The 23004-nt window shown below is 47.6% G+C and carries 20 protein-coding genes; 1 reads left to right on the forward strand and 19 read right to left on the reverse strand.

Going from position 1 to position 23004, the window contains the following annotated elements:
* Positions 1-24: 24 nt before the first annotated feature.
* Positions 25-141, reverse strand: a complete 117-nt coding sequence (locus BAZ21_RS30295; protein ID WP_256022139.1) for a MerR family DNA-binding transcriptional regulator — start codon at positions 139-141, stop codon at positions 25-27.
* 574 nt (positions 142-715) lie between these two features.
* Here BAZ21_RS30295 and BAZ21_RS29100 point away from each other — a divergent pair.
* Entirely contained in the window at positions 716-883 is a 168-nt protein-coding gene (locus tag BAZ21_RS29100) for a hypothetical protein (RefSeq protein ID WP_007432475.1), read from the forward strand.
* 78 nt (positions 884-961) lie between these two features.
* On the opposite strand, the gene BAZ21_RS20295 is transcribed toward BAZ21_RS29100, so the two are convergent.
* The 18 genes from BAZ21_RS20295 to rbsD all read right to left on the reverse strand — a co-directional run bounded on the left by BAZ21_RS20295 (position 962) and on the right by rbsD (position 23004).
* Entirely contained in the window at positions 962-2008 is a 1047-nt protein-coding gene (locus tag BAZ21_RS20295; protein WP_068504555.1) for a FecCD family ABC transporter permease, read from the reverse strand.
* Between the two features lies 1 nt (position 2009).
* Complete coding sequence (locus BAZ21_RS20300; RefSeq protein ID WP_068504557.1) at positions 2010-3074, reverse strand: FecCD family ABC transporter permease; 1065 nt, start codon at positions 3072-3074, stop codon at positions 2010-2012.
* Between the two features lie 225 nt (positions 3075-3299).
* The gene (locus tag BAZ21_RS20305) at positions 3300-4283 is read right to left on the reverse strand and encodes an iron-hydroxamate ABC transporter substrate-binding protein (RefSeq protein ID WP_068504558.1); all 984 of its coding nucleotides are present in this window, start codon (positions 4281-4283) and stop codon (positions 3300-3302) included.
* A gap of 29 nt (positions 4284-4312) precedes the next feature.
* On the reverse strand, positions 4313-6028 hold the full coding sequence (locus BAZ21_RS20310) for an ABC transporter ATP-binding protein (RefSeq protein WP_068504560.1): 1716 nt from the start codon (positions 6026-6028) through the stop codon (positions 4313-4315).
* Between the two features lie 37 nt (positions 6029-6065).
* Entirely contained in the window at positions 6066-7073 is a 1008-nt protein-coding gene (locus tag BAZ21_RS20315; protein WP_068504562.1) for an ABC transporter substrate-binding protein, read from the reverse strand.
* A gap of 275 nt (positions 7074-7348) precedes the next feature.
* A complete protein-coding gene (locus BAZ21_RS20320) occupies positions 7349-8575 on the reverse strand; it encodes an MFS transporter (protein ID WP_068504564.1) in 1227 nt (408 codons plus the stop codon).
* A gap of 12 nt (positions 8576-8587) precedes the next feature.
* Positions 8588-9787: a M24 family metallopeptidase gene (locus BAZ21_RS20325; RefSeq protein ID WP_068504566.1), complete on the reverse strand. Its 1200-nt coding sequence runs from the start codon at positions 9785-9787 to the stop codon at positions 8588-8590.
* 57 nt (positions 9788-9844) lie between these two features.
* Positions 9845-10678 (reverse strand): ABC transporter permease, encoded by an 834-nt coding sequence (locus BAZ21_RS20330; RefSeq protein ID WP_068504568.1) that lies wholly within the window; start codon positions 10676-10678, stop codon positions 9845-9847.
* The gene (locus BAZ21_RS20335; protein ID WP_068504570.1) at positions 10668-11588 is read right to left on the reverse strand and encodes an ABC transporter permease; all 921 of its coding nucleotides are present in this window, start codon (positions 11586-11588) and stop codon (positions 10668-10670) included. The genes BAZ21_RS20330 and BAZ21_RS20335 overlap by 11 nt, the downstream gene beginning before the upstream one ends.
* Positions 11585-12709, reverse strand: a complete 1125-nt coding sequence (locus BAZ21_RS20340; protein ID WP_068504572.1) for an ABC transporter ATP-binding protein — start codon at positions 12707-12709, stop codon at positions 11585-11587. The genes BAZ21_RS20335 and BAZ21_RS20340 overlap by 4 nt, the downstream gene beginning before the upstream one ends.
* 60 nt (positions 12710-12769) lie before the next feature.
* A complete protein-coding gene (locus tag BAZ21_RS20345; protein ID WP_068504574.1) occupies positions 12770-13897 on the reverse strand; it encodes an ABC transporter substrate-binding protein in 1128 nt (375 codons plus the stop codon).
* Positions 13898-13954: 57 nt separating this feature from the next.
* Positions 13955-15949, reverse strand: coding sequence for a hydantoinase B/oxoprolinase family protein (locus BAZ21_RS20350; protein ID WP_068504578.1), 1995 nt, complete (start codon positions 15947-15949; stop codon positions 13955-13957).
* Positions 15946-18048 carry a hydantoinase/oxoprolinase family protein gene (locus BAZ21_RS20355; RefSeq protein WP_068504580.1) on the reverse strand — a complete coding sequence of 701 codons (2103 nt, stop codon included), beginning with the start codon at positions 18046-18048 and terminating at the stop codon, positions 15946-15948. Before BAZ21_RS20355 ends, BAZ21_RS20350 begins: the two co-directional genes overlap by 4 nt.
* A gap of 73 nt (positions 18049-18121) precedes the next feature.
* Positions 18122-18853: a FadR/GntR family transcriptional regulator gene (locus BAZ21_RS20360; protein ID WP_068504582.1), complete on the reverse strand. Its 732-nt coding sequence runs from the start codon at positions 18851-18853 to the stop codon at positions 18122-18124.
* Between the two features lie 265 nt (positions 18854-19118).
* Entirely contained in the window at positions 19119-20039 is a 921-nt protein-coding gene (gene rbsB, locus BAZ21_RS20365) for a ribose ABC transporter substrate-binding protein RbsB (protein WP_068504584.1), read from the reverse strand.
* 33 nt (positions 20040-20072) lie between these two features.
* Entirely contained in the window at positions 20073-21041 is a 969-nt protein-coding gene (rbsC, locus tag BAZ21_RS20370) for a ribose ABC transporter permease RbsC (protein ID WP_068504586.1), read from the reverse strand.
* Between the two features lies 1 nt (position 21042).
* Positions 21043-22524, reverse strand: a complete 1482-nt coding sequence (locus BAZ21_RS20375) for a sugar ABC transporter ATP-binding protein (RefSeq protein WP_068504588.1) — start codon at positions 22522-22524, stop codon at positions 21043-21045.
* Between the two features lie 45 nt (positions 22525-22569).
* On the reverse strand, positions 22570-23004 hold the full coding sequence (rbsD, locus tag BAZ21_RS20380; protein ID WP_068504590.1) for a D-ribose pyranase: 435 nt from the start codon (positions 23002-23004) through the stop codon (positions 22570-22572).

Below are 23004 nucleotides of genomic sequence, written 5' to 3' on the forward strand. Positions count from 1 at the left end.
AATCCATTTTAAATCAGTTTCTTTCTAGTCTCTTTTTCCACCACTTGTCCGAGGGACAGGAGGGATTAACCCTACACGCTCATAATATCTTAGGGTGTCTGCTGAGATATTCTTTAGTCTGCATACTTCTGCAATGTTCATGCAATCTCTCCTTTATATTTATTTTTTAACTATTTTCAAGTAATTTACATCAGTACGTTTATTTATATTGGAGATACTTATTGTAGAACTTGGAGTTAACTCCAAGTCAACGATCTATTTTAAATTTTTCGCTCCGTAGGTTCCAATAATACATTGAAGTTCATGGATAAATCCCTTTTTTGAATTCCCTTTGACAACTTTGTATTCGAATCCTAGAAATTTTACTTTATGTCGGTTTACATGGGTAATGGCTGATTTCTCATCGGACATATTCGTATTTTGTCGGCTTATCCACCCATTGGTATGTGGCTCACTGGTCTGATATTCGAATAGGCTAATTACGTCTAATCCCCTGTTATCACCAGCATTAGGCAGCATATCTAAGAATCCATGGGGTGAGTAGCCGTTGCCACGACAAGGGTGATGAGAAAAAGCATTTTGCTGTCTTGCTCCATTTTCCCTTGATCATCCAGCACGATATACTTAAAGAAGTCGAAAGCCAAGCTTATTTACTGCCTATGCTCATTTCAAAAGATATAGGTTTATTCATGACAAAGGGAGTGTTCATTTATTTATGAGTACCGAAATGCTGGAACGTCGAAGTGAAATTCTTAAACGTAATATCCATCAGTTGCTGGTTCAGGAAAATCAACACGGCGTGACACGTCAGGAAAATTACACGTTGCACAAAATGATCAGAGAACTGCATCAGACCTCTCATGCTTTGAATACTTCCCGTTGAGATGCACGACTGCTAAAACGCAAATGAAAAATAACCTTCAGCCCACTTCCTTAGCGGTGTTGAAGGTTATTTATCGTGTTATCCCTTGGAGCGGCTCAGCAAATACAGGAAGTATGGTGCACCAATAATGGCCACAATCAAACCTGTAGGAATTTCTTTCTGCAAAGGTAAGGATCGAGTGATCGTATCGGCTACGAGCACCAAAAGTGCTCCGACTAAAGCACTGGTTACCAGCAGCATTTTATGCTTCGGGCCAACTAGCTTTCTCGCCAAATGCGGAGCGACCAAACCAACAAAACCGATACCACCGCTAACCGACACACTGGAACTAGCCAGGCCCACTGCAGCAGCCAGGAGAAGAATACGCTCCCTTTCGATAGGGGTACCTAACCCGGATGCTGTCTGATCTCCTAGGTTAAGTACATTCATTACATTCGCCTTATAGTATACGAAAGGAAGTAATACGATAAGCCAGGGCAACAGAGCCATGACGAATTTCCAGTTTGACCCCCATATGCTTCCAGCCAGCCAATTTGCCACAAACGTGTAGCTTTCAGGTGTCAGCTTTAGCGTCATAATGATCATTGCAGCACTGATACCTGCCGCTACACCAATTCCACTCAGCAATAGCCTTGTCGGTGAAATCCCTTCGCCCTTTTTGTAAGAAAGCGCATAGATTAGAATGGCAGCCGCTCCCGATCCTATCAGCGCAAGTCCGGGCAGTAAGAATAATGAATTCGTAGTTTGCATGGATGGAAAAAGCAATACAAACAGCATCACCATTAGCCCGGCTCCCGCATTAATCCCCAGGATACCAGGGTCCGCCAGACCGTTGCGCGAAACACCCTGCATAATGCAGCCAGATACAGCCAAGCCTGAACCAATCAGAATGGAAATAATCATTCGCGGCAATCGGAATTCAAACAGGATTAATTCCTGTTGTGGAGTCCCTTGTCCCAATAAGGTTTTAAAAAGTTCCATTGGCGACAGTCGAATCGTTCCCGTATTCGCACTTAACGTAAATGCGGCAATGAGCAAAATGATCAACATGACCACAACGATCCAGTCATGTATTTTTTTGCGGTGACTTGCTTTGGCAATAGCTCCACTCATCACATTGTTCATCTTACAGCGCTCTCCTTTCTTTACGTGCCAGATAAAGGAAGAACGGCACACCAATGAGGGCAATAAGCACACCTACTGGTGTTTCCTCAGGTGCATTAATCATACGGGCCGCCAGATCGGCAAACACGATGAGCAAAGCTCCCATAATGGCCGAACACGGAATAATCCAGCGATAATCGACGCCAACCAGCTTACGGGTGATATGAGGAATGATCAGCCCCACGAAGCCTATGGAGCCTACTAACGATACCGCCGCACCTGCGAGAATTAGAACAAGAAGCATTCCCGCTACCTTAACCAAGCCTGTACGCTGACCCAGACTCAGTGCGATTTCATCGCCCAAGCTGAGCAGCGTAATAGAGCGGGACAGCATGAGAGCACCGATAAAGGCAGCTACTACCCAAGGCAAGACAATACCCAGCTGAACCCATTTCGTTCCACTCAGTCCCCCTGCATACCAGAAGGCCAGATCCTGTCCAACATTAAAATACAAGCTGATCGCGTCACCCAAGGCAGACAATAATGCTGTCACAGCCGCACCCGCCAATACAAGCCGCACTGGTGTAATACCGGCCTTGGATAAGGAGCTTGTACCATATACCATCACAACAGCCAAGGCCGCACCAACAAAGGAGTACAGCATCAACTGTAAAAAGGAAGCGCCGGGAAAAAGAGCAAAGCAAATCGCCATCGCCAAACTCGCTCCTGAATTCAGGCCAAGCAAGCCCGAGTCAGCAAGTGGATTGCGGGTCATGCCCTGCATAATTGCCCCTGCAACAGCAAAGCAGACTCCGATTAGTACACCGCCCAAAATTCGAGGCAATCGGATTTCCCAAATAATTTGATGGTTTTGAATTGCAGGATTAAAATGAAAGACTGCGTTCCATACCTCAAACAGCCTAATCGAGGCTGCACCAAAGGATAAGGATAAAGCGATACCAAACGCTAAAAGGACTACCCCTGCTGTTAAAATAAGTGAAGCCGCCCATGGCCGCGAGTGGAATTGGGCTGGCGGCTGGTTATGACTACTCCGAGCAGGATTATCCGATGATTCTGATAATTTCATGACTATTGTTCACCCTAACTGTTGAATAGTATGTAGGTTCTCCATAAACCTGCGCTGACGAAGATATGATAATGAGAATTATTATCACGCAATCTTTATTATTGTAAATTAATGCGTCAATCGCTTCAATAGCTAATTTCGACAATCTCGTATAGCTCTGTTATTTGGGAATAATGAAAGCCCTTCGGTATACATACCAAAGGGCTTCCAGCAACGTCTGAGCTGCTACTTCTGTGGAGCGTTCTCTTTATTCCGCTGCACAAGAAGATCTGCAAGCTCTTCAGCTTGTCCCACAATAGCAATGGGATCAAAATACCAATATCGGTCCTCCTGAAGCTCAAAAACTTTGTCCTTTCGAACGGCACTCAGTGACTTCCATATGCTGTCTCCCGTATATCCGGTGTTTTCCTTACTAACTGTCAGAAAAATATAAGAGCCTGCATACTTGTCAATCACCTCTCTCGAAACGGACTTCCATTGAGTTTCACCCATGAGTTCTTTTTGAACAAGCGGCGGCGGGGTCAGTCCCAGACCTCTATAGACCGCTTGGCCTCCTCTGCCAAAATTGTCACCATATACATAGTATTCCTTGGCAGTGGCCTCCATAACGGTAAATGTATCCCCAGGCTGGATGATTCCCTTCAACTTGTCACGCGCCGCCTGTATCCGCTGATCATACTGGGCAAGCCATGTTTTGGCCTCCTGTTCTTTTCCAAGAAGCTCACCAAAAGCTGTCAGCTCCTCATGCACATTTTTGTATGTTCCATAAGGAATGACGATGGTCGGAGCAATTTTGCTGTATTTCTCATACTCGCCTGGATCTTTGGAACCAATAAGGATCAAATCCGGCTCCAGAGCCAGGACTTTTTCAATGGACACGCTACCGCGGTCTCCAATACTTGCAACACCTTGTACAAGCTCCTTCGAGAACGGATTATCCAGATAATACTTTACACTTCCCACAGGTTTGATCCCAAGGGCCAATAAATCATTTTGATACAAATCTACCACGATCCGTTTGGGCTGAACAGGAATCGTAATCTCTCCATGAATGGTTTTGACTGTTTTGGTTGCCGCTGGCTTCTGACCGCCAGAAGTTTGATCCTGCTTTTCAGCAGACGGGTTCGTGTTGCCTGCACATGCGCTCAGAGCTACAACGAGTATAAGCAGTATTGCCAAACTCCAAATTTGCTTCTTCAATAAATTCATTCCTCTCACTTTTGCTTTCAAAAATTTAATTACGTACCATACTGAGCTTGGTGCAGACGGCTATATGCCCCCTTTGCGCTCAGCAATTCTTCATGTCTGCCTTGCTCGGCGATACCCTGATCTGCGACTACGATAATACGGTCGGCATTTTTAATCGTTGCCAAACGATGGGCAATCACGAGTGTTGTGCGGCCTTGCGACAGCTCCGTCAGTGCCTGCTGAATCGCGGCCTCTGTCTCCGTGTCCAATGCCGATGTCGCTTCATCCAAAATGAGAATTGGCGGATTTTTGAGAAACATCCGGGCAATAGACAAGCGTTGCTTTTGACCGCCGGACAGCTTCACGCCTCGTTCGCCAATCATCGTATCCAGCCCTTCCGGATATGAGCGAACCAGATCTTCAATCTGAGCCCGCCGGGCAGCATCCCAAATTTCATCTTCTGAAGCATCAAGCTTGCCGTAAGCAATATTTTCACGAATCGTTCCATCAAAGAGGAATACATCCTGCTGTACGATACCAATCATAGATCGCAGCGAATCCAGCTTCATTTCACGGATATCCATGCCATCAATCGTAATGCTGCCTTCCTCGACATCATAGAAGCGAGGCAGCAAGCTGCAAAGTGTCGTTTTACCTGCTCCTGAAGGACCAACAAGTGCTACGGTTTCTCCTGCATGAATAGATAGGTCCACTTTGCGTAGTACCTTATCTTTGTTTTCATAGCCAAACGTTACACCTTCAAATTTAATATCTCCGTTAAGATGGTTAACGGTCTTGGCGTCTGGCAGATCCTCTACGTCTGATTCGCTCTCCAACAAATCCAGGTAACGTCGGAAGCTGGCAATCCCTTTGGGATATGTTTCAATAACAGAGTTAATTTGTTTGATTGGTGCGAGAAATACATTGGACAACATTACAAATGCGATAAATTCCCCATAGGTCATCTGCCCCTCAATAACAAACCATGTTCCACATACAAGTACAAACAATGAGACCAGCTTCATCAGAATAAAACTAATCGAAGAATTCCACGCCATAATGCGATAAGCAATCAGCTTTGTTTTACGAAACCGTCCGTTATTCTCAGCAAACCGCTCCATTTCATGTGCTTCGTTAGAGAAAGCTTGAACAACGCGGATACCGCTAACGTTGTTTTCAATCCGGGCGTTGTAATCCGCAATATCAGAAAACATACGATGGAAAGCAGCATTCATTTTACGGCTAAAATACAAAGACAAGTAAATCATCAGCGGAACAATAATAAATGTCAGCACAGCCAGCTTCCAGTTAATGCTGAGCATGATACCGAAGGCCCCGCCCAGAGTCATCAGCGCGATGAACAAATCCTCGGGGCCGTGATGGGCAATTTCTCCAATATCCATCAGATCGTTGGTCATACGGGAGACCAGATGCCCTGTTTTGTTATTGTCAAAAAAACGAAAGGATTGCTTTTGTACCCGATCAAACAGCTTTTTGCGCATGTCTGACTCAATGTTAATTCCCAACTTGTGCCCCCAATAGGTAACCACGTAATTCAGTCCGGCACTCACGACATAAATCCCAAGCAGAGCTAGACAGGCAAATAAAATCCATTTCCAGTTCCCGCTGGGCAGCAAATCATCGACCACCCGGTTAACCGCAAGGGGAAAAGCTAGTTCCAGCAGCGCAGCCAGCAAGGCACAAGAGAAATCAATGATAAATAAAGTCCGATAAGGACGGTAATATTCAAAAAATCGTCTAAGCATAGTTATGATTTCTCCCTTCTTATTTCAATTGCACCGATCATTTAGGATCGGCAGAAAACATTTGAATGGCTTCATCCAGTGATTTATCAATAGCAAGAGGTGAATATGTAAACCATGGATCATCCTTGATGAAATACACTTTGTGGTTTTGGACAGCCGGCAGGTTTTTCCACAGAGCACTTTGCTCAATTTCCTTAAGTATCCCGTCTTTAGTCGCTTCATCATAAACGAGCATAATAATCCGGTCTCCAGACAGTTCAGGCAGCTTTTCCATCGAAATAGAATCATAAACAAAATTAAATTTCGGGTCCTGGGCCAGCTTCTGACGTATGTACTCGGGCGGGTTCAATTCCAGTGAACGGTAAATGACATGCCCTACATTTCGCGCCCCATACACTCTCAGCACATCCTTGCCATAGGTCATATAAATCGTTATTGTTTCATCCTTCTTAAATTTCCCGGCCAGCTTCTTTCGTCCTTCTTCGGCCTTTTTATTGAGGCTGGCGATCCACTGCTCAGCTTCCTTATCCTTACCCAGCACGGCTGCAACATCCCGCAATTGCTTGAATACATCCCCGTTTCCAAAAGAAACGACCACGGTTGGGGCAATCTTTTCCAACTGCTCCTTCACTTCTGGCGTGGTATCTTCTGTTGCAATGATCAGATCCGGTTGGAGCTCCAACACCTTTTCAACATTGGTCGGGTTCCCAATACCAGCAATCCCATCAATCTTTCCTTTTAAATAGTCACCTTCCAGCAAATAAGAAGTAACTCCCACTGGCTTAACACCCAAAGCCAGCATAGCATCCAAATATTGCGTCGTGACTACTCGCTGTGGATTGACAGGAATACGGATCTTATTGCCAGTAGCATCTGTATATTCACGCGTAGCAACCGTTTTCGATTGCCCGGAAGAATCATTAGTACCCGTCTCTTTGTTCGTCTGATTGTTGTTACCTGCGTTCCCGCATGCGCCCAACAGCAACGTCAACAGTACAACCAGACAAATCGTGATTCCCAATTTCGATCTGTTATTTTGCTGCACGATATAAATCCCCCTTAAATATATATACATCAAAAAAATGATAGTGATTCTCATTATCACATAACTGTTATTCTATATTTTACCGACCCTTCTTACAATACAAATTTTAGAGAATGACTTCCATAGAACCTTTAAATACAGCAATAGATTTATTTAATCCATAATCTGTTGACCCTTTTCTTGGTATAATGATAAGCTCTATTCAATCTCTTCCCTTCTCTCTATAAAATGGTATAAAACAAAAGCTGCCTTCGACAGGCAGCCTTTGTTCATTTTTATATTGTATGCGTAGCATCGGGCTGTTTACCTGTTGTATTTCTGGATGCTCCCCGGTGCTTTAAAACAACATTCAGAATCAAAGCAACCGTCATATATCCCGTAATCATCAGAATAACACCGTTCCATCCGAAACTTGCATAAAATATACCGCCCAAGGTACCGCTAATACTGGAGCCGGCATAATAAAAAAACAGATAGAGCGCAGACGACTGCGCCCTGTGCTCAACCGCCAGAAGACCCACCCAGCTGCTTGCAATCGAGTGTCCCCCGAAAAAACCAAACGTAAACAACGCAATACCGATAATCATCACCCACAGACTGCCTGTTAATGTCAGCAAGGCACCGAACAGCAGAATTCCAATCGCAACCCCCATAACGGCATATCTGCCATATCTGTCAGATTGTCTCCCCATCCAGGTGGAGCTGACCGTTCCCATAATATACACAACAAAAATCCAGCCGATCAGGCCGGATCCGAGCAGATAAGGAGGCGCAGAAAGACGATATCCAATGTAGTTAAACAGCGTAACGAAGCTGCCCATAAACACAAAGCCCAGCCCATACAGGCACAGTAGCGCCGGGTCTTTACAGGGAACAAAAAGCGTACGAATGGTATCTGAAAAGCGGACCTTTCGACGCTTGAAGTTACGCGAAGCCGGAAGCCACTGCCAAAACAATACAGAAGATACGATGCTAAGCAAGGCCAAAATTCCCAAAGCAGTTCTCCAGTTCACCAAATCGGTTAAGGTGCTGGTCAAAATTCGCCCGCCCATCCCGCCAATGGAATTCCCACTGATATACAAACCCATGGCATAGCCCAGATGAGCAGGATCTATTTCTTCGCTAAGATAGGTCATGGCGATGGCGGGAAGACCCGCGAGAATCATCCCTTGGATCAATCGAAGAATAAGCAGCGTTAGAAAACCCGGACTAACCGTTAACAGCAACCCCACGACAGATGCTCCGACTAAGGAGCAGCACATGATGATTTTCCTTCCTTTTTGATCCGATAAAACACCAACGAACAGCATCGTTACCGCCATGGCGATGGTTGACATGGATAGTGAAAGACTTGCGGTGGCTGGGGAAATGCCAAAATCTTTTGAAAACTCGGGCATCAGCGGCTGCATGCAATATAACAAGGCAAATGTGCTGAATCCTCCCGCGAACATAGCCAAGCTCGTTTTGCGAAACGAACGGGACCCTTTTTGAATATATGTCATAAGAATCCCTCTTTATTGCCGATATAGTTTTCGTTCCATATGAGTTAAAAATTCATACCCGTCCTTGGTTACAACTACCGTATCTTCGATTTGAAAACCGCCTGCACCCAACTCATAATATGGTACCTCAATACAAAATACCATGCCTTCCTCCAGCGTTCGGTGATCTCCGGGAGCCAGGACAATATCATCATACAGCTCCAGACCAATAGCATGTCCCACATGCTGACGACGATAGTGCGGAATGCCTTCTTTTTGGACGGTTTGAACTGCAGCCTGGAAAATATCCGATGCTTTGGCTCCGGGTCGTACCCGTTCCAGCGCTCGCTCCCAACCGCTATAAATAGCTGAAAAATGACGTTTCTGCCAGTCTGTCGGTTCTCCCAGCACAGTTGTGCGCCCGGTATCCGCCCAATAGCCGTCCAGGTGACAGCATAGATCAAACCGTACCTGCTCTCCAGGCTGTACACGGTGAAAGTAACGTTCTATTAATGGCAGCGCACTGCGTGGACCAGCTCCCACAGCAACCATTGCCGGAACCGCACCCGCTTTTACCATCTCCAGACGATAATGATCGGCCAGTTCCTCTTCATGCACATTTTCAGCGATTTTGCGGATCATTTCAAGCTCAATACGCTCGTTAAGCTCAGCTACACGGCGTAGCCGTCTGATTTCTTCCTCTGTTTTCACTTGCCGAACTTCCCTGAACAGCGCATAGGCAGGCTTGATCGCTCCATTTGGCAGTTCTTCTATCAAGCTTGCATAAAGTGCTGGTGCAATACGCATTTCATCCACTCCCAACGGGCCTTGGGAAATATCCAGATCACGCAGGGCTGCCTGTAACGCTTCAATAGGTCCCGCATAAGTTTGCACACGACCGAGAAGATCGTAAAACAGATCAATGTCAGGGGTCGAAGCTTTGCCTTCCGGTGATCCTTCCAGAAAAAAATCACTGTACAAGTACAGCTCCGCATCCGGCAAGCCCATTTGGGCAATCACGCCCAGTCGGTTAGTCGGTAAAATAAGGCGTGTCCGGGCGAGCGGCTGTTGCGGTAAAACAGCATATATTTGCATCGTCCAATTCGTGGTTCGTAATTGGGAACCGATTACGTACGAGACATTTTCGGGTGTTGTAGCCACAAGGGCTTGTAAGCCTTCACGTTTCATAATCTGTAGGGCCCGTTCACGGTTGGCCGTATTTGTGTTTGTCATCGTGCTTCCTCCTTTGGAATTCATTTTAGATATGAATAATACCTGTTACTCATTTTGTTACTCATTTTCTTTCCGTCCCAGCACCCTCTGTACCTCAGGCACAGAGCGCAGGATTAGCTTTAAGCCAAAAAACAGCGCCAGTGCAATCAACAGCATGAGGGTTGAAACAACCGCGATGGTCGGGTCCTGCCATTTTTCCATGTACAGGAAGAGTTCAATGGGCAGCGTGTTATTTTCAGGTCGCAAAATGAGCAGCGCCGTCTCTACCTGATCAAATGTAAATATAAAAGCGATTGCCCCGCTCATTAGCAGCCCCAGTCGTATTTGTGGCAGTGTTACTGTAAAAAATACGCGCAGCGGACCTGCACCTAAATCAGAGGCAGCCTCCTCATGTTCCCGGCGTACATTAGCCAGCGTGCTGCCTATGATACTCAATACAAATGGCATAATCGTGACCGCTTCTCCTAAAATGAGGGCAAATAAACCGCCCGCAATCCGAAGCTTTGAAAACAAAATCAAGTAGGCAATGCCCAGTGCGATTTTAGGCACCACCATCGGGGACATAAATATGGCACGCAACAGACTGCGTCCAGGAAACTCAAAGCGCTGAATGGCCAGAGCAGCCAGCGTACCTGCAACCAACGCAAGCAATGTGGCGCAAGCGGAAGAAAAAACACTATTGCCAAACGCATGGAGAAACTGGGGCTGCGAGAGCAAATTTTCATACCAACGCAACGACAAGCCTGTGGGCGGGAAAACGCTGTAGGCAGCAGCATTGAGTGAAGTAATCACAACAATGACGAGCGGCAGCACGAGAAACAGGCACACAATCATCGCAATGAGAAAGAGAATTAGATGATATCCGCATGAGGATAGACCTTTAAGGCGCATCCGCAGCACCTCCTTTTCCGGAGCGTTGAAACGTAAGAAAGTCTCCGAGCCGATTCAGCAGCCATGCAACCAAAGTCGAAGCGATAATCAGAAACAGACTCGCTACTGCGGCCATCGGCCAATTGGTATCCAGCGTTCGCTGATAAATAAAGGTAGGCAAGGTCATCACTCTCCCCCCTCCTATCAGTGCCGGAGTCGTAAAAGCAGTCAGACACAACGTAAATACGATCTGCACACCGGATACGATTCCGCGTACCGACAAAGGCAGCATAATCGTCAGGAATGTGCGCAAGCTTCTAGCACCAAGATCATGAGCTGCTGCCTTGAGCGTACGATCCTGCTGCACCAGCACGCTCAAAATCGGTATAACCATAAAAGGAAGAAAAATATGAACGAGCGCAATAATGACCCCCGTCTCATTAAAGGTCATTTCCAGCCCTGTTTCTGTAATGCCTGTCCGTATCAGCAACCAGTTCAAAAGCCCTTGCCTGGACAAAAGAACAAGCCACGCATAAGACTTGACCACCGCGCTGACCAGCAGGGGAAGAAACGTAATTAATAGCACAGTTTGTCTCCAGCCACTGCTGCGAATATGTGCTGTATAATACGCTAACGGGTAAGCAAGCAGCAGGGTTATGAGTGTCACCCTGATCGTCAACCAAAAGGTATCCCTGATGACTTTCCAATAGTAAGGATCGGTCAAAAATGTGCGATACGCTGTCCATTGAAAAGCGGATTGCAACCGCCCACCTTCAAATGAATCCAGGCTATATCGAGCGAAAATAAGCAACGAGCCGCTAAAAATGAATCCCATCAGCAGGAGGGACGGCAGCAGTAGCAATAGCGGTGTGACCCATGATCTGCCCTTGGGCGTAATTAAGTCGATTACACGGTGAGCCAGTCGGTTCACACGCCTCCCTCCCCCTGGTCAGATAAAAAGACAGCGTCCTGCGGGTCCCAGCCGATAGTTACCGTTTCACCGGGAGAAAATCGCGGTTTGCCCGGAAAATGAGGGACATGCGCTGTTAACTGCGGGAATTCGCTCACACCGTCCAACTCTAAAGTGTAGCGCAGCGTCGTGCCTCCATAGCGCACATCCCGAATCACGCCTGTGAGCTGATTGCGCAAGCCCTCGGCCTCTGAACCAATCCTCACATATTCATAGCGGATCGAGATATGGCCTTGATCTCGCAACGACAGCGTTTGTTGATCCTGCCCAATGTGGATGGCAATGGCTTCCCCTGCCGTTTCCACAATCGTCAGATCTCCTTCATGCGCCAGCACACAGGCCGGCAACAAATTGGTATCGCCGATAAATTTTGCGACAAATCGGTCAGCGGGGCGCTCATAAATCTCGTCCGGCGTGCCATATTGCAGCATGACTCCGTCACGCATAACACCGATCCGGTCCGACACATTCAGGGCTTCCTCCTGATCGTGGGTCACGAATATAAAGGTGGTCCCTGATTCCCGCTGAATCCGCTTTAGCTCCCGTTGCATGTCCAGTCGTAGCTGCGCATCCAGCGCAGACAGAGGCTCGTCCAGCAGCAGCACTTGGGGCTGGTTGACCAAGGCGCGTGCAATCGCTATACGCTGTGCCTGCCCCCCGGACAGTTGCGAAACCTTGCGGGTGCCGAAACCGGGAAGCTGGACTAATTCCAGAACCCGCTCCACACTTTTCCGAATTTCGCCATTTGATACTCCTTTCATTTTCAAGCCATAGGCAATATTTTTAAATACGTCCATATGGGGAAACAGTGCAAGCTGTTGAAAAATCATATTCGTATTTCGTCCATACGCCGGAATTCGGGTCACATCTGCTCCAGAGAGAAGAATAGTACCCTGATCCGGCATCTCAAGTCCTCCCAACATCCGCAGTAACGTTGTTTTACCACAGCCGCTGGGACCGAGCAGAGAAATGAACTCCCCCTGTCTTACGCGAAAGGATACCTGATTGACGGCCACATGATCGCCGAACCTCTTCACGACATCCCGTACTTCAATCGCAATCTGGTGTTCAACTCCGGACATGGATATATTCCCTCCTAGTAGGTTAGCCACGAATGGCACCTCTATAACTATGGCCTGATATTATTGCAGTTTTGTTTTGACCAGACGATCCCACAGGTCCTTCCACTCAGAGGCCCCTTGAGCCATGGCTGACCAATCCGGATTCAGACCTTTTTTCTGCTCAGCTACAGAGAAAGATGGATCATTCTTATATTTATCAGGTACTTGTGCAGCAGTGCTTGTTACCGGAGTACCTGTTGCCCCAGCATACTTGGTCAAATTCTCAGGTTTCAACAGCTCATTAATGATCTCGTTAGCGACACGCGTCTGTTCCGGCGTCGAGCCCTTGACCACTTGCAAGGAATACGGGAAGGAAACGAAACCTTCCTTCGGAATAGCTACTGCGAGTGGAGCATCTTCATCATTAATCCACGTTTGGGCCGTCTGCGAACTGAATGGTGCTACCAGCGCCTCGCCGGAAATAAGCAAGTTTTTCAATTGGTCGTTGGAGTTTACGAGCGTGCGTACCTGATCCGTATGTTTTCCCCAGAAATCAAAGGCAGCCTCTGGCTTATCATAGGTTGCACCCAGCTCCTTGCCCTTCAATTCGATGACTGGAGCGATGTAGGAATAGAACATGTAATCCCAAAGAGCTACTTTGTCCTTAAATTGCGGATTTTCCCAAAGATCGTTCCAGCTTGTCGGCGGAGTTTTAACCAAATCCTTGTTATATACGAGTGCAAAATTCGTTACTCCCCATACGATGCCACGATTGTCCTTGGTATGGTATTGCTCGGGAATATCCTTCATATGGGTTACGATGGTCGGGTCCAGCGGCTCCCACATATCATCGTTCAGCCCCTTGGCAGAAGCATCTGCATTAAAGTAACCGAAGTTGACAACCGGGTTGTTGGGATCAGCCTTTTGCCCTGCTACCATTTTTGGGTACATAACAGAATTGGATGATTCCACAAAATCAACCTGAACGTTCGGGTGTTTCTTCACATAATCCGCAACCACTTCTTTAGGAACCACATCCTGATTGGCACCCGCCCATATAAACATGCTGAGCTTGATTTTTTGCCCTCCATCCGAATTTCCATTGGTAGCCTGCGAAGTGGATGTCGAGCTTCCACATGCTGTCAGGAGTAACATGGACGCAGCTAAAATCACAGAGACGGAACCTAACGTTTTTGAAAATCGTTTCATTTGATTAAACCTCCCGGTAAAGTATGATTATTAACTGTAAAAAACACTGCTCCCTGCCTAGAGAGCAGCAATCGTACGATGAATGGCTGCCATAATCTCTGCCACCTCAATAGCTTGGACCTGTTCACCTCTGTGGAACCGATCATCAATCTCTTTCATTGCACATCGTTTCAGGTAATCCCGAAGAGCCAGTGGATACACCGTTAGCGCCGCCCCGATAGCCAACTGCATTTCATCACTCCAGATGGACTCAAATTGTTCACGAGCCGAGCCAAAATGAAAAGATTGCTGTTCATCCGTTGAACCATAAACGGCACTGCGTCTTTTTTGGGTAGCGTCCAAATCTACCTTACTTTCATGGAATACGACTCCATACTGTTCATAAGCGGCGTCCTTGGATACTAATCCGTTGCGTACATCCCGTGCGACGGCCTGAGGGGATCTTTTATAAGGGCTTCCATACCCGCCTCCGCCTTGGGAAAAGAACGACACCGTGTCTCCTGGCTGTAATAAAAGCTCGTCGATTCGCCCGGTACGTTCCTCAGATGGCTGTCCCAGATTTTTAACAGCCGTTCCATAGGCACCAGCTTTCCCGCCAAGTCTGCCCCACGGCTGAAATTCCATCCGCTCCATATTACGGGCAGTCAGTACCGTGTCGGGGCTAAGTACCTTCAACTGTAAATCAATTCCGCAGCCTCCCCGATAGGTTCCCGCTCCAGCCGAATCAGGCAGCAAGCCGTACCGTTCGATCAGGATAGGCATATCCGCTTCAACCGTTTCTGCAGGAATATTGCGCAGATGACCGACCGCAAAGTCCATCCCGTCAATGCCGTCCTTCATCGGTCTGGCTCCTGAGCCTCCACATATCGGCTGCACCACGCCTACTTTCCGCCCACCAGTGACTGGATCAGTCATAGCCAGCATGACGATTGCCGCTTGTCCGGCACCAGCAGCGGGCAGCTTGTTCTCCTGGGCTTGACTTAGCGTACCTGTCAGCACATCCATCAGCCTGATAAATGTAGCCGCACGCGCTCCGATCGCAGCCGGAGCTTCCGGGTTCAACAGAGTACCCGACGGCGCATCATTCGTAATCATCCGCACCATCCCCGAATTCCATGGAATCGAGGGGTCCAGTGTCCTGAAATATCGAATGAGTGCTGGCACCAGATAGTAATGCCCCTGTTTGTTAAGGGTCGGAATATTAAAGGATGCTCTCACTTGCGGGTCTGTCCCCTTAAAATCCAAAAATATTCCGTCGCCCCGAACCACCATTTTACAGCGCAACCGAACCGGATAGCCCCCCGGACCCTTCTCAATATAATCCCAAAACTCGTATTCTCCGTCCGGAATATCCTCAATCATCTGACGAACCCGTGTCTCGGCGTAAACAAGCACATCTTCGATGCCACTCTCTACTCGGGATATCCCATAGCGCTCTACCAGCTCTTGAAGCCGTCGTTCTCCGCGGTTCAGTGCAGCCATCAAAGCTCTCAGATCGCCCCAGTTTTGGTCAGGAATTCGGCAATTATCAAGAAAAATACGCAAAATGGCTTCATTCAGTACACCGGCCTCATAAAGCTTTACCGGCGCAAGGCGCAGCCCCTCCTGATAAATATCGTATGAACTGGGCGACACGCTGCCCGGCACCTTGCCTCCTACGTCAGAAGAGTGAATGAAGCATAGCCCGAAGGCTATAATCTGTCCCTCATAGAAAAAAGGCTTTAGCAGATAGACATCCGGTAGATGTGTCGCCATACCGCCCGTCGAATACGGATCGTTACAAATGACAATGTCGCCTTCATTCCATTGTCCGATGGATGAAATCACATCCCCTGCGGGGATACCTAACGACAGGTTGTAACCTGTATCGAGTGGGCATCCAAAGGTTTCGCCCTGGGGTGAAAGCAGATACGTACCGAAATCACCTGTTTCTTTGACAAAAGCGGTAAATCCGGTGCGCAAAACAACATTAGCCATTTCCTCGACGATCGCCTGTACCCTGTTTTTGAAAATCTCCAGAAATACGCGATCCGTCTTAAGCTCACTGTTCATCCTTCCACCTCCCCGATTATATTCCCTAAGTTGTCAATCTTAACGCTGTAACCTGGTGGAACAAAGACCGTCGTATCATATTCTTCAATAATGACCGGACCAGACCAGGCTTCTGTAGTGGGCAGATCTGAACGCCGAACAATGTGCGCCTTCATTTCCACGCCATCAAAATTTATGGTTCTGGCTTCCGTAACTGGAACGTGACCGGGCTGATGGGACAAATCGTTATGGTCGGGGATTTGCATCGTATCCGCCTTGCGAGTTACCCCAACAATCGTTGCTCTCAAATTGACAAAGGAGACGGAAGACTCCGGCTGGCTTACTCCAAAGATGGCCTCATACTGGCGATGAAAACGCGTCTCCGCTTCCTGAACAAAGCAGGCAGTCCCGTCTGCAGTCTTTGCAACAGAGTTTGCTTCCAGATTTTCACTTGGGATGGATACTTCAATATCAAAAGCCTGTCCTTCATAGCGCATATCTGCGCTATACAGCATATAGGTGGACTCCAGCTCAATTCCTCGGCTGCTCTCTGTCTCCAGCCAATGATGTCCCCGCTCGGCAAGATCCTTAAAAATACGTTCAAGCTCGCCTTCCTGAAGCTGCTGTCCGGTTTTGTACAGCGTATATACAAAATCATTACGCAGATCAGCCACGACACAGCCTGTTGCGCAAAGCGTGCCTGGAGATGGTGGCACAAGCACCCGTCGTATACCGACTTCCCGCGCCAGCAGGAAGGCATGTGTCGGGCCAGCTCCACCGTATGCCAGAAGCGTAAAATCACGGGGATCAATCCCTTTGCGCGCCATCAAGGGTGTGAATTGTGCGTACATATTGGCGGTCGCCACATCCAGAATCGCCTGAGCCGTTTTTTTGGAATCCAGCCCAAGCCTTGCTCCCAAACGCTTCAGAGCTGCTGCCGCCAGTTCTTCGTTCAGCGGCATACGACCTCCAAGAAACCGATCAGGGCGAATAATCCCCAAATGCACATAGGCATCGGTGGTCGTCGGATTCATCCCTCCCCTGCCATAACAAGCTGGCCCCGGATCTGCTCCTGCACTGCGCGGCCCGACCTTGAGCACGCCTGCACCGTCAACCCAGGCGATAGATCCACCGCCCGCACCGATGGCGGTTACGTCCACCGCCGGGATAATAACGGGAAAATCGCCAATCTGATTTTCGCTTGAATAGGCCGGTTCACCATCAATGACAGCCACGTCCACACTGGTACCACCCATATCAAAGGTGACGACTTTGTTGATCGCAGCCAATCTGGCTACATGGGTCGCGCCGATCACGCCCGATGCCGGACCAGACAACAGCGTTTTAACTGGCTCATCAGCCGCCCGCTGCGCTGTCATGATTCCCCCATTGGACATCGTGGAAAGCACTTGGGCATGCAAGCCTCGCTCCTTCACCCCAACTTCCAGTTTACGGAAATATCCATTCATCCTGGAACCAATATACGCATTCATAACCGTTACCAGAGTACGTTCATACTCTCGTTGCTGTGGCCACACCTCGCTGCTGGAGCAGACAAAAACTCCGGGAAATTCCTTGCGAATCAGTTCCACGGCCTGCCGCTCATGCTCCGGGTTATGGTATGAATGCAGAAAGGATACGGCAATCGCCGTAATACCTTCGGCAAGCAGTTCCTGTACAGATTGACGCAGATCATCGGCTGCAAGAGGTCGATAGATCCGTCCGTCAGCCAAGCAGCGCTCATCAATTTCCTTTACAAGATAGCGCGGAACAAGTGGATCAGGCTTGTCGCCATAAAGATTAGTCGTATTTTCCAGACGGAGTCTACGAATTTCCAGAACATCCCGAAATCCGCGAGTGACGAGAAGTCCTGTCGTCGCTCCGTTGCGTTCAATAAGCGTGTTTACTCCCAGCGTTGTCCCGTGTACAAATAATTCAACGGCCTCTATATCAATCGGGATGGCCTTCAATTGTTCTATTGCATTTAAAATAGCCTGCTCCGGCGCGGAGGGGACGGACGGCGTTTTTAATGTGGCAGCTACCATCCCGTTGTTATCCGTTAGCATGACATCCGTAAACGTTCCACCTATGTCAATACCGAGCCGATATGTAACTGTCATATAACTACCTCCCCTGTTGAATAACCTGTATCCTGCTTAAATCGACTTCCCGCCTCAAGATATTGAAATTCTTTTATGCCTTGCTTTTATCAAAATAAATGCGAACATCCTCAATCAGTTGATTGATGTGAGTTACCATCGCAGATGCCGCTTCATCAGGAGCATGGCGTGCTATACACTCCACAATCTGCCGATGGTCTACCACAAGCTCGCTGCCAACGGCTTTCCGAATCAGCGCTGTTGCAGGAAGATGAGCCCCTTCTCCCCATACAAGACGCAAAGCATGCAGCAGCACGCGATTGCCGGATGCCAGAGCGATCCGTTCATGAAACTCCCGGTCCTCCTCAATCGGAACACGTCCATCTGCAATGACCTCTTCCTGTGCTTCAATTGAATGCCACAGTTCTTGAATCGTCTGTCCACTGGCCTTCGATGCTGCCAGCCAAGCTGTTTCCCGCTCCAGCGCGCGTCTTGCGATCAGCATATCAAGCAGTGAATCCTCATCAGAAACATTGAGCGCATCGAGCAAATTGGACTGATCACGCCACTGATTAAGTTGACGCTCGATATCCGTCAAGCGGTCTTTTCCCGGGGGAGCAAGCAACCTGCCCTTTCGCCCCTTGCTCTCCGTATAGCCCAAGGCATCGAATTCCATCAACTTCCGTCCAATGGAAGCCTGGCTTAATCCAAATTCCTTGCCTAAAACCAGTACCAGTGTCGTAGCACCTACGGGAGTATCATATTTCTCCAGGTAAGAGAGGAGCTTGTGTTCCATTCTTAACTGTTCCATTTCCTTTGCTCTCATTCGTTTCTCCTTTGTGTTATCGTTCGGTTGCTTATCTGAATCATTATTACTAATCAGTGATGATTAACTTAAAAGCTTTAAAAAACGAATTGCTTGTGTGTCCGTTTACTTGTTACTGAACTTGGAATTTAGGTCATTATAATTCCGCTTTTTTTATTTGTCAACTAACCTCATGAGTTAACTTGGAATAATATAAAATAAAAAAGGACTGATGCACATGTTTGCATCAGTCCAAGACCTTAACTATGTCGGGTATACACCCGTTTTATTTCGATTGATCCACTAACTCCAGCTTCGCGGGAATTGATTTTTTCACGGTTTTGCCTTGAAGTACATCCTTGGCTGCCTGAACAGCCAATTGCCCAATTAGCTCGGGTTGCTGAGCTACCGTGGCTGTCAGCTTGCCCTCTTTAATAGATTTAAGCGCATCCTCGTTACCGTCAAAGCCGATGACAGGAATCTTCTTGCCTGAGCTTTGGATGGCCTCAATGGCCCCCAGTGCCATTTCATCATTGTGGGCAAATACCGCCTGAACATCCGGATTGCCTTGCAGCAGATTTTCCATGACATTCAAGCCTTTGGTTCGGTCAAAATCGGCCGACTGCTTGGCAATGACCTTCAAGTCCTTGTCCGCTACTTCGTGGAAGCCTTTCCCCCGTTCACGTGTGGCCGATGCGCCCGGCACACCTTCCAGCTCAATGACCTTGGCACCTTTTCCGACCTGATCAATCACGTATCTGGCTGCCATTCGTCCTCCTTCAACGTTGTCCGAGGCTACGAGCGCTTTTACATCTCCTTTGTCAGCAGAACGATCCAGCGTAATGACCGGGATGTTCAAAGCATTCGCAGACTGTACCACGGTAGAAATTGCCGAGGAATCCGTCGGATTAATGAGCAAAGCGTTTACTCCCTGCTGGATCAGATCGTCCACGTCATTGCTTTGTTTTGCCGAATCATTTTGTGCATCGACGACTATGACCTGCAGTCCTTGTTTTTTGGCCTCTGCAACGACTCCGTCTTTGAGAGAAACAAAGAATGGATTATTCAGTGTGGAGATCGACAAGCCGATTTTAATGTCCTTTAAGCTCGCGGCTGCTTTAGGCTTCGCCCACTCCGGCGGCTCCAGGGAACAGCCTGTCATGAGCACAAGCAGCAGGGCTGCCATGATTAATGTAAGCTTTTTCATAGTTGTGGTCTCCTTTTATACAGATTAGGTGGTTTATGCGGATTTCTTACGGTCAATCAATACAGCAATGGCGATGACAATCCCTTTTACCACCATTTGATAAAAAGAATTAACACCCAGCAAATTCAAGCCATTGTTTAACGTACCGATAATAAGCACACCAATCAACGTACCTACGATTCGTCCGCGTCCTCCTGACAGGCTTGTTCCACCCAGTACGACGGCCGCAATGGCATCCAGTTCATAAGAGGCTCCTGCTGTCGGCTGCGCCGAGTTCAAACGTGAGGTCAAAATAGCACCCGCCAAAGCAGACAGCATTCCAGCGAGAGAGTAAATCCAAATTTTTACGCGCGGTACTTTAATACCGGATATGATGGAAGCCTTCTCATTTCCCCCGATGGCATACGTTTTACGACCGAACGGCGTTTTATGCAAAATGATCCACAGGACTGCAAACGTAATGAGCATCGTAATTGCTGGAACCGGAATACCAAACTGGTAGCCACGACCGAACAATTGAAAAATCAGACTGTCCCCAAGTCCTGTAATGGGATTCCCGTCGGTATAGACGAGTGTCAATCCTCTGAAAATGGTCATGGTTGCCAGTGTAGCGATAAACGGAGCCATTTTGCCTTTCGTGATCATCAAGCCATTGACCATCCCCATCACGCCACCCAATGCACAGCCAATGATAATCGCCAGAATTGGATCAAAACCGGCCAGCATCATATTGGCAACAAAGGCACTGGACAGTGCTAATATGGAGCCGACTGACAAATCAATTCCACCTGTGAGAATAACGAAGGTCATACCAAACGCAATCAGCGCATTAATGGACACCTGTCGTAACAAGTTCAAAATATTAAGCGGTTCCAAAAAACTGGGATTCAAGACAGAGACGATGATCACCAGAATAATGAGTCCCAATAATGGACCAAGCTTTTGTGTAATTTGTGACATCGAAAAGCCTTTGCTGCCTTTTGCTTCATTCATAGTTGTCATATTACTGTCCTCCTGTAGCTAACGTCATAATGTTTTCTTGTGTGGCTTCTTCCCTGCTCAGCTCTCCGCTGATCTTTCCCTCATGCACCACGACAATACGGTCGCTCATGCCGAGTACTTCGGGGAGCTCTGAGGATACCATGATAATGGCGACTCCTCGTTCAGTCAGTTCGTTCATTAACTGGTAAATTTCCCGTTTGGCCCCCACATCCACGCCCCTCGTTGGTTCATCGAGGATGAGAACGTTGGGTCCAATGCCTACCCATTTGGCGATAACTACCTTTTGCTGATTCCCACCTGACAGACTGCGGACAGGCGTTTCGCCCGACTGGGTTTTAATTTGTAAGCGCTTAATTAATGTGTTAACGAAATCCAGCTCTTTTTTGTCTGAGATCAATCCTTTTGATGTAAAGCTAAACAGATTGGGCAGCACCATATTTTCCCTGATCGAAAAATCCAGCACCAAGCCTTCATCTTTACGGTCTTCAGTAATGAAGCCAATTCCCAACTTCACCGCATCATCCGGCTTGCGGATAGACACCTTTTTTCCACGTAGATGTATCTCTCCGCTGTCTAAAGTATCCAGTCCAAAAAGTGCCCGCATGATCTCGGTCCGTCCCGAGCCCATCAAACCTGAGAAACCTACAATTTCACCCGATCTTACCGAAAAATTCACATTTTCAAACAGACCTTTATGCGAGGCGTTTTTGACCTCCAATACCACGTCCCCCAAAGCAGGTGTTCTTACCGGGTAGCGTTCGGTCAGCTCTCTTCCGACCATCTTACGTACAACCTCATCAAAATTGGTATCTGGAATGGCTTGGGTATCCACTGTTTTCCCGTCACGCATGACGGTAATCCGGTCGCAGATCGCAAATATCTCCTCCATCCGGTGTGATATATATACAATTGAAACGCCATCCTTTTTCAAGGAAGTAATAACCTCAAACAGCTTTTGAATTTCCCGTTCGGTTAAGGCGGCTGTTGGTTCATCCATTACGATAACTTTTGCATCCGTCATCAGTGCTTTGGCTATTTCAATCATCTGCTGTTGGCCTACAGAGCAATCGCCTGCCTCACCATTCAAAGGAAGATTTACCGCAAGCTTAGCGAATTGCGTGTTTGCTAACGCTTTCATTTTAGTACTGTTCAGTAATCCCCACTTGGATGTCATTTCCTTGCCTATAAACAGATTTTCCAGCACCGTCATCTCCGGCCACACATTCAATTCCTGATGAATAAAAGCAATTCCCTTTTGCTCGGCCTCCTTGGGATTAGTAAAATACGTTTCCTGACCGTCGATCATGATCGTTCCCTCATTACGCTGATGCAATCCGATTAAAATATTCATCAGCGTTGATTTGCCTGCACCATTTTCACCCATGAGGGCATGTACTTCTCCTTCACGGAGATCAAAATCTACTCCACTCAGCACCTGATTGGTTCCAAAGGCTTTGTGAATTCCCTTCATTTGAATCTGCATGCTGCACCCTCCTTTTTATTCAAAAAATATCTTAGCCGAAATGGATTATCCAAAGTTAACCCCTGCTTGTAAAATACAATTGGCATACGGCTTGGCTTCACCTGTGCGAATAATCGCCTTGGCATGCCGGGTCAGCTCTTTGAATTGTTCATGTGAGCAAAATTCAATGACTGCAGATTGTGCCGCAAGCTGCAGATTTTCTGATTGCTCCCCTGAAAACGTACGGGTAATCTGCTGTAATGCCTGTTCATTTCCTTGTTTGATTTCTTCAGCCAACGTTACCTTTTCGATTACCATATCCGCGGCGATGACATCTACGACGTCCTGAAAGGAAGGGACGCCCAGCTTAAGGGCCAAATCAATTTTGGGAACGCCTTCAGGAACAGGCAGACCGGCATCGGCCACGACAATATAGTCCGTGTGGCCGAGATCCGACAAAATTTTGGATATATGACTGTTCAGGATTCCGTGTTTTTTCAT

This window comes from Paenibacillus kribbensis, from assembly GCF_001705305.1.
Lineage (GTDB): Bacteria > Bacillota > Bacilli > Paenibacillales > Paenibacillaceae > Paenibacillus > Paenibacillus kribbensis_B.

Bases quoted from the DNA above. Each gene is read 5' to 3' on its own strand.
- BAZ21_RS30295 (WP_256022139.1), bottom strand. From the start codon at position 141: ATGAACATTGCAGAAGTATGCAGACTAAAGAATATCTCAGCAGACACC.
- BAZ21_RS29100 (WP_007432475.1), top strand. From the start codon at position 716: ATGAGTACCGAAATGCTGGAACGTCGAAGTGAAATTCTTAAACGTAAT.
- BAZ21_RS20295 (WP_068504555.1), bottom strand. From the start codon at position 2,008: ATGAACAATGTGATGAGTGGAGCTATTGCCAAAGCAAGTCACCGCAAA.
- BAZ21_RS20300 (WP_068504557.1), bottom strand. From the start codon at position 3,074: ATGAAATTATCAGAATCATCGGATAATCCTGCTCGGAGTAGTCATAAC.
- BAZ21_RS20305 (WP_068504558.1), bottom strand. From the start codon at position 4,283: ATGAATTTATTGAAGAAGCAAATTTGGAGTTTGGCAATACTGCTTATA.
- BAZ21_RS20310 (WP_068504560.1), bottom strand. From the start codon at position 6,028: ATGCTTAGACGATTTTTTGAATATTACCGTCCTTATCGGACTTTATTT.
- BAZ21_RS20320 (WP_068504564.1), bottom strand. From the start codon at position 8,575: ATGACATATATTCAAAAAGGGTCCCGTTCGTTTCGCAAAACGAGCTTG.
- BAZ21_RS20325 (WP_068504566.1), bottom strand. From the start codon at position 9,787: ATGACAAACACAAATACGGCCAACCGTGAACGGGCCCTACAGATTATG.
- BAZ21_RS20330 (WP_068504568.1), bottom strand. From the start codon at position 10,678: ATGCGCCTTAAAGGTCTATCCTCATGCGGATATCATCTAATTCTCTTT.
- BAZ21_RS20340 (WP_068504572.1), bottom strand. From the start codon at position 12,709: ATGTCCGGAGTTGAACACCAGATTGCGATTGAAGTACGGGATGTCGTG.
- BAZ21_RS20345 (WP_068504574.1), bottom strand. From the start codon at position 13,897: ATGAAACGATTTTCAAAAACGTTAGGTTCCGTCTCTGTGATTTTAGCT.
- BAZ21_RS20350 (WP_068504578.1), bottom strand. From the start codon at position 15,949: ATGAACAGTGAGCTTAAGACGGATCGCGTATTTCTGGAGATTTTCAAA.
- BAZ21_RS20355 (WP_068504580.1), bottom strand. From the start codon at position 18,048: ATGACAGTTACATATCGGCTCGGTATTGACATAGGTGGAACGTTTACG.
- BAZ21_RS20360 (WP_068504582.1), bottom strand. From the start codon at position 18,853: ATGAGAGCAAAGGAAATGGAACAGTTAAGAATGGAACACAAGCTCCTC.
- rbsB (WP_068504584.1), bottom strand. From the start codon at position 20,039: ATGAAAAAGCTTACATTAATCATGGCAGCCCTGCTGCTTGTGCTCATG.
- rbsC (WP_068504586.1), bottom strand. From the start codon at position 21,041: ATGACAACTATGAATGAAGCAAAAGGCAGCAAAGGCTTTTCGATGTCA.
- BAZ21_RS20375 (WP_068504588.1), bottom strand. From the start codon at position 22,524: ATGCAGATTCAAATGAAGGGAATTCACAAAGCCTTTGGAACCAATCAG.
- rbsD (WP_068504590.1), bottom strand. From the start codon at position 23,004: ATGAAAAAACACGGAATCCTGAACAGTCATATATCCAAAATTTTGTCG.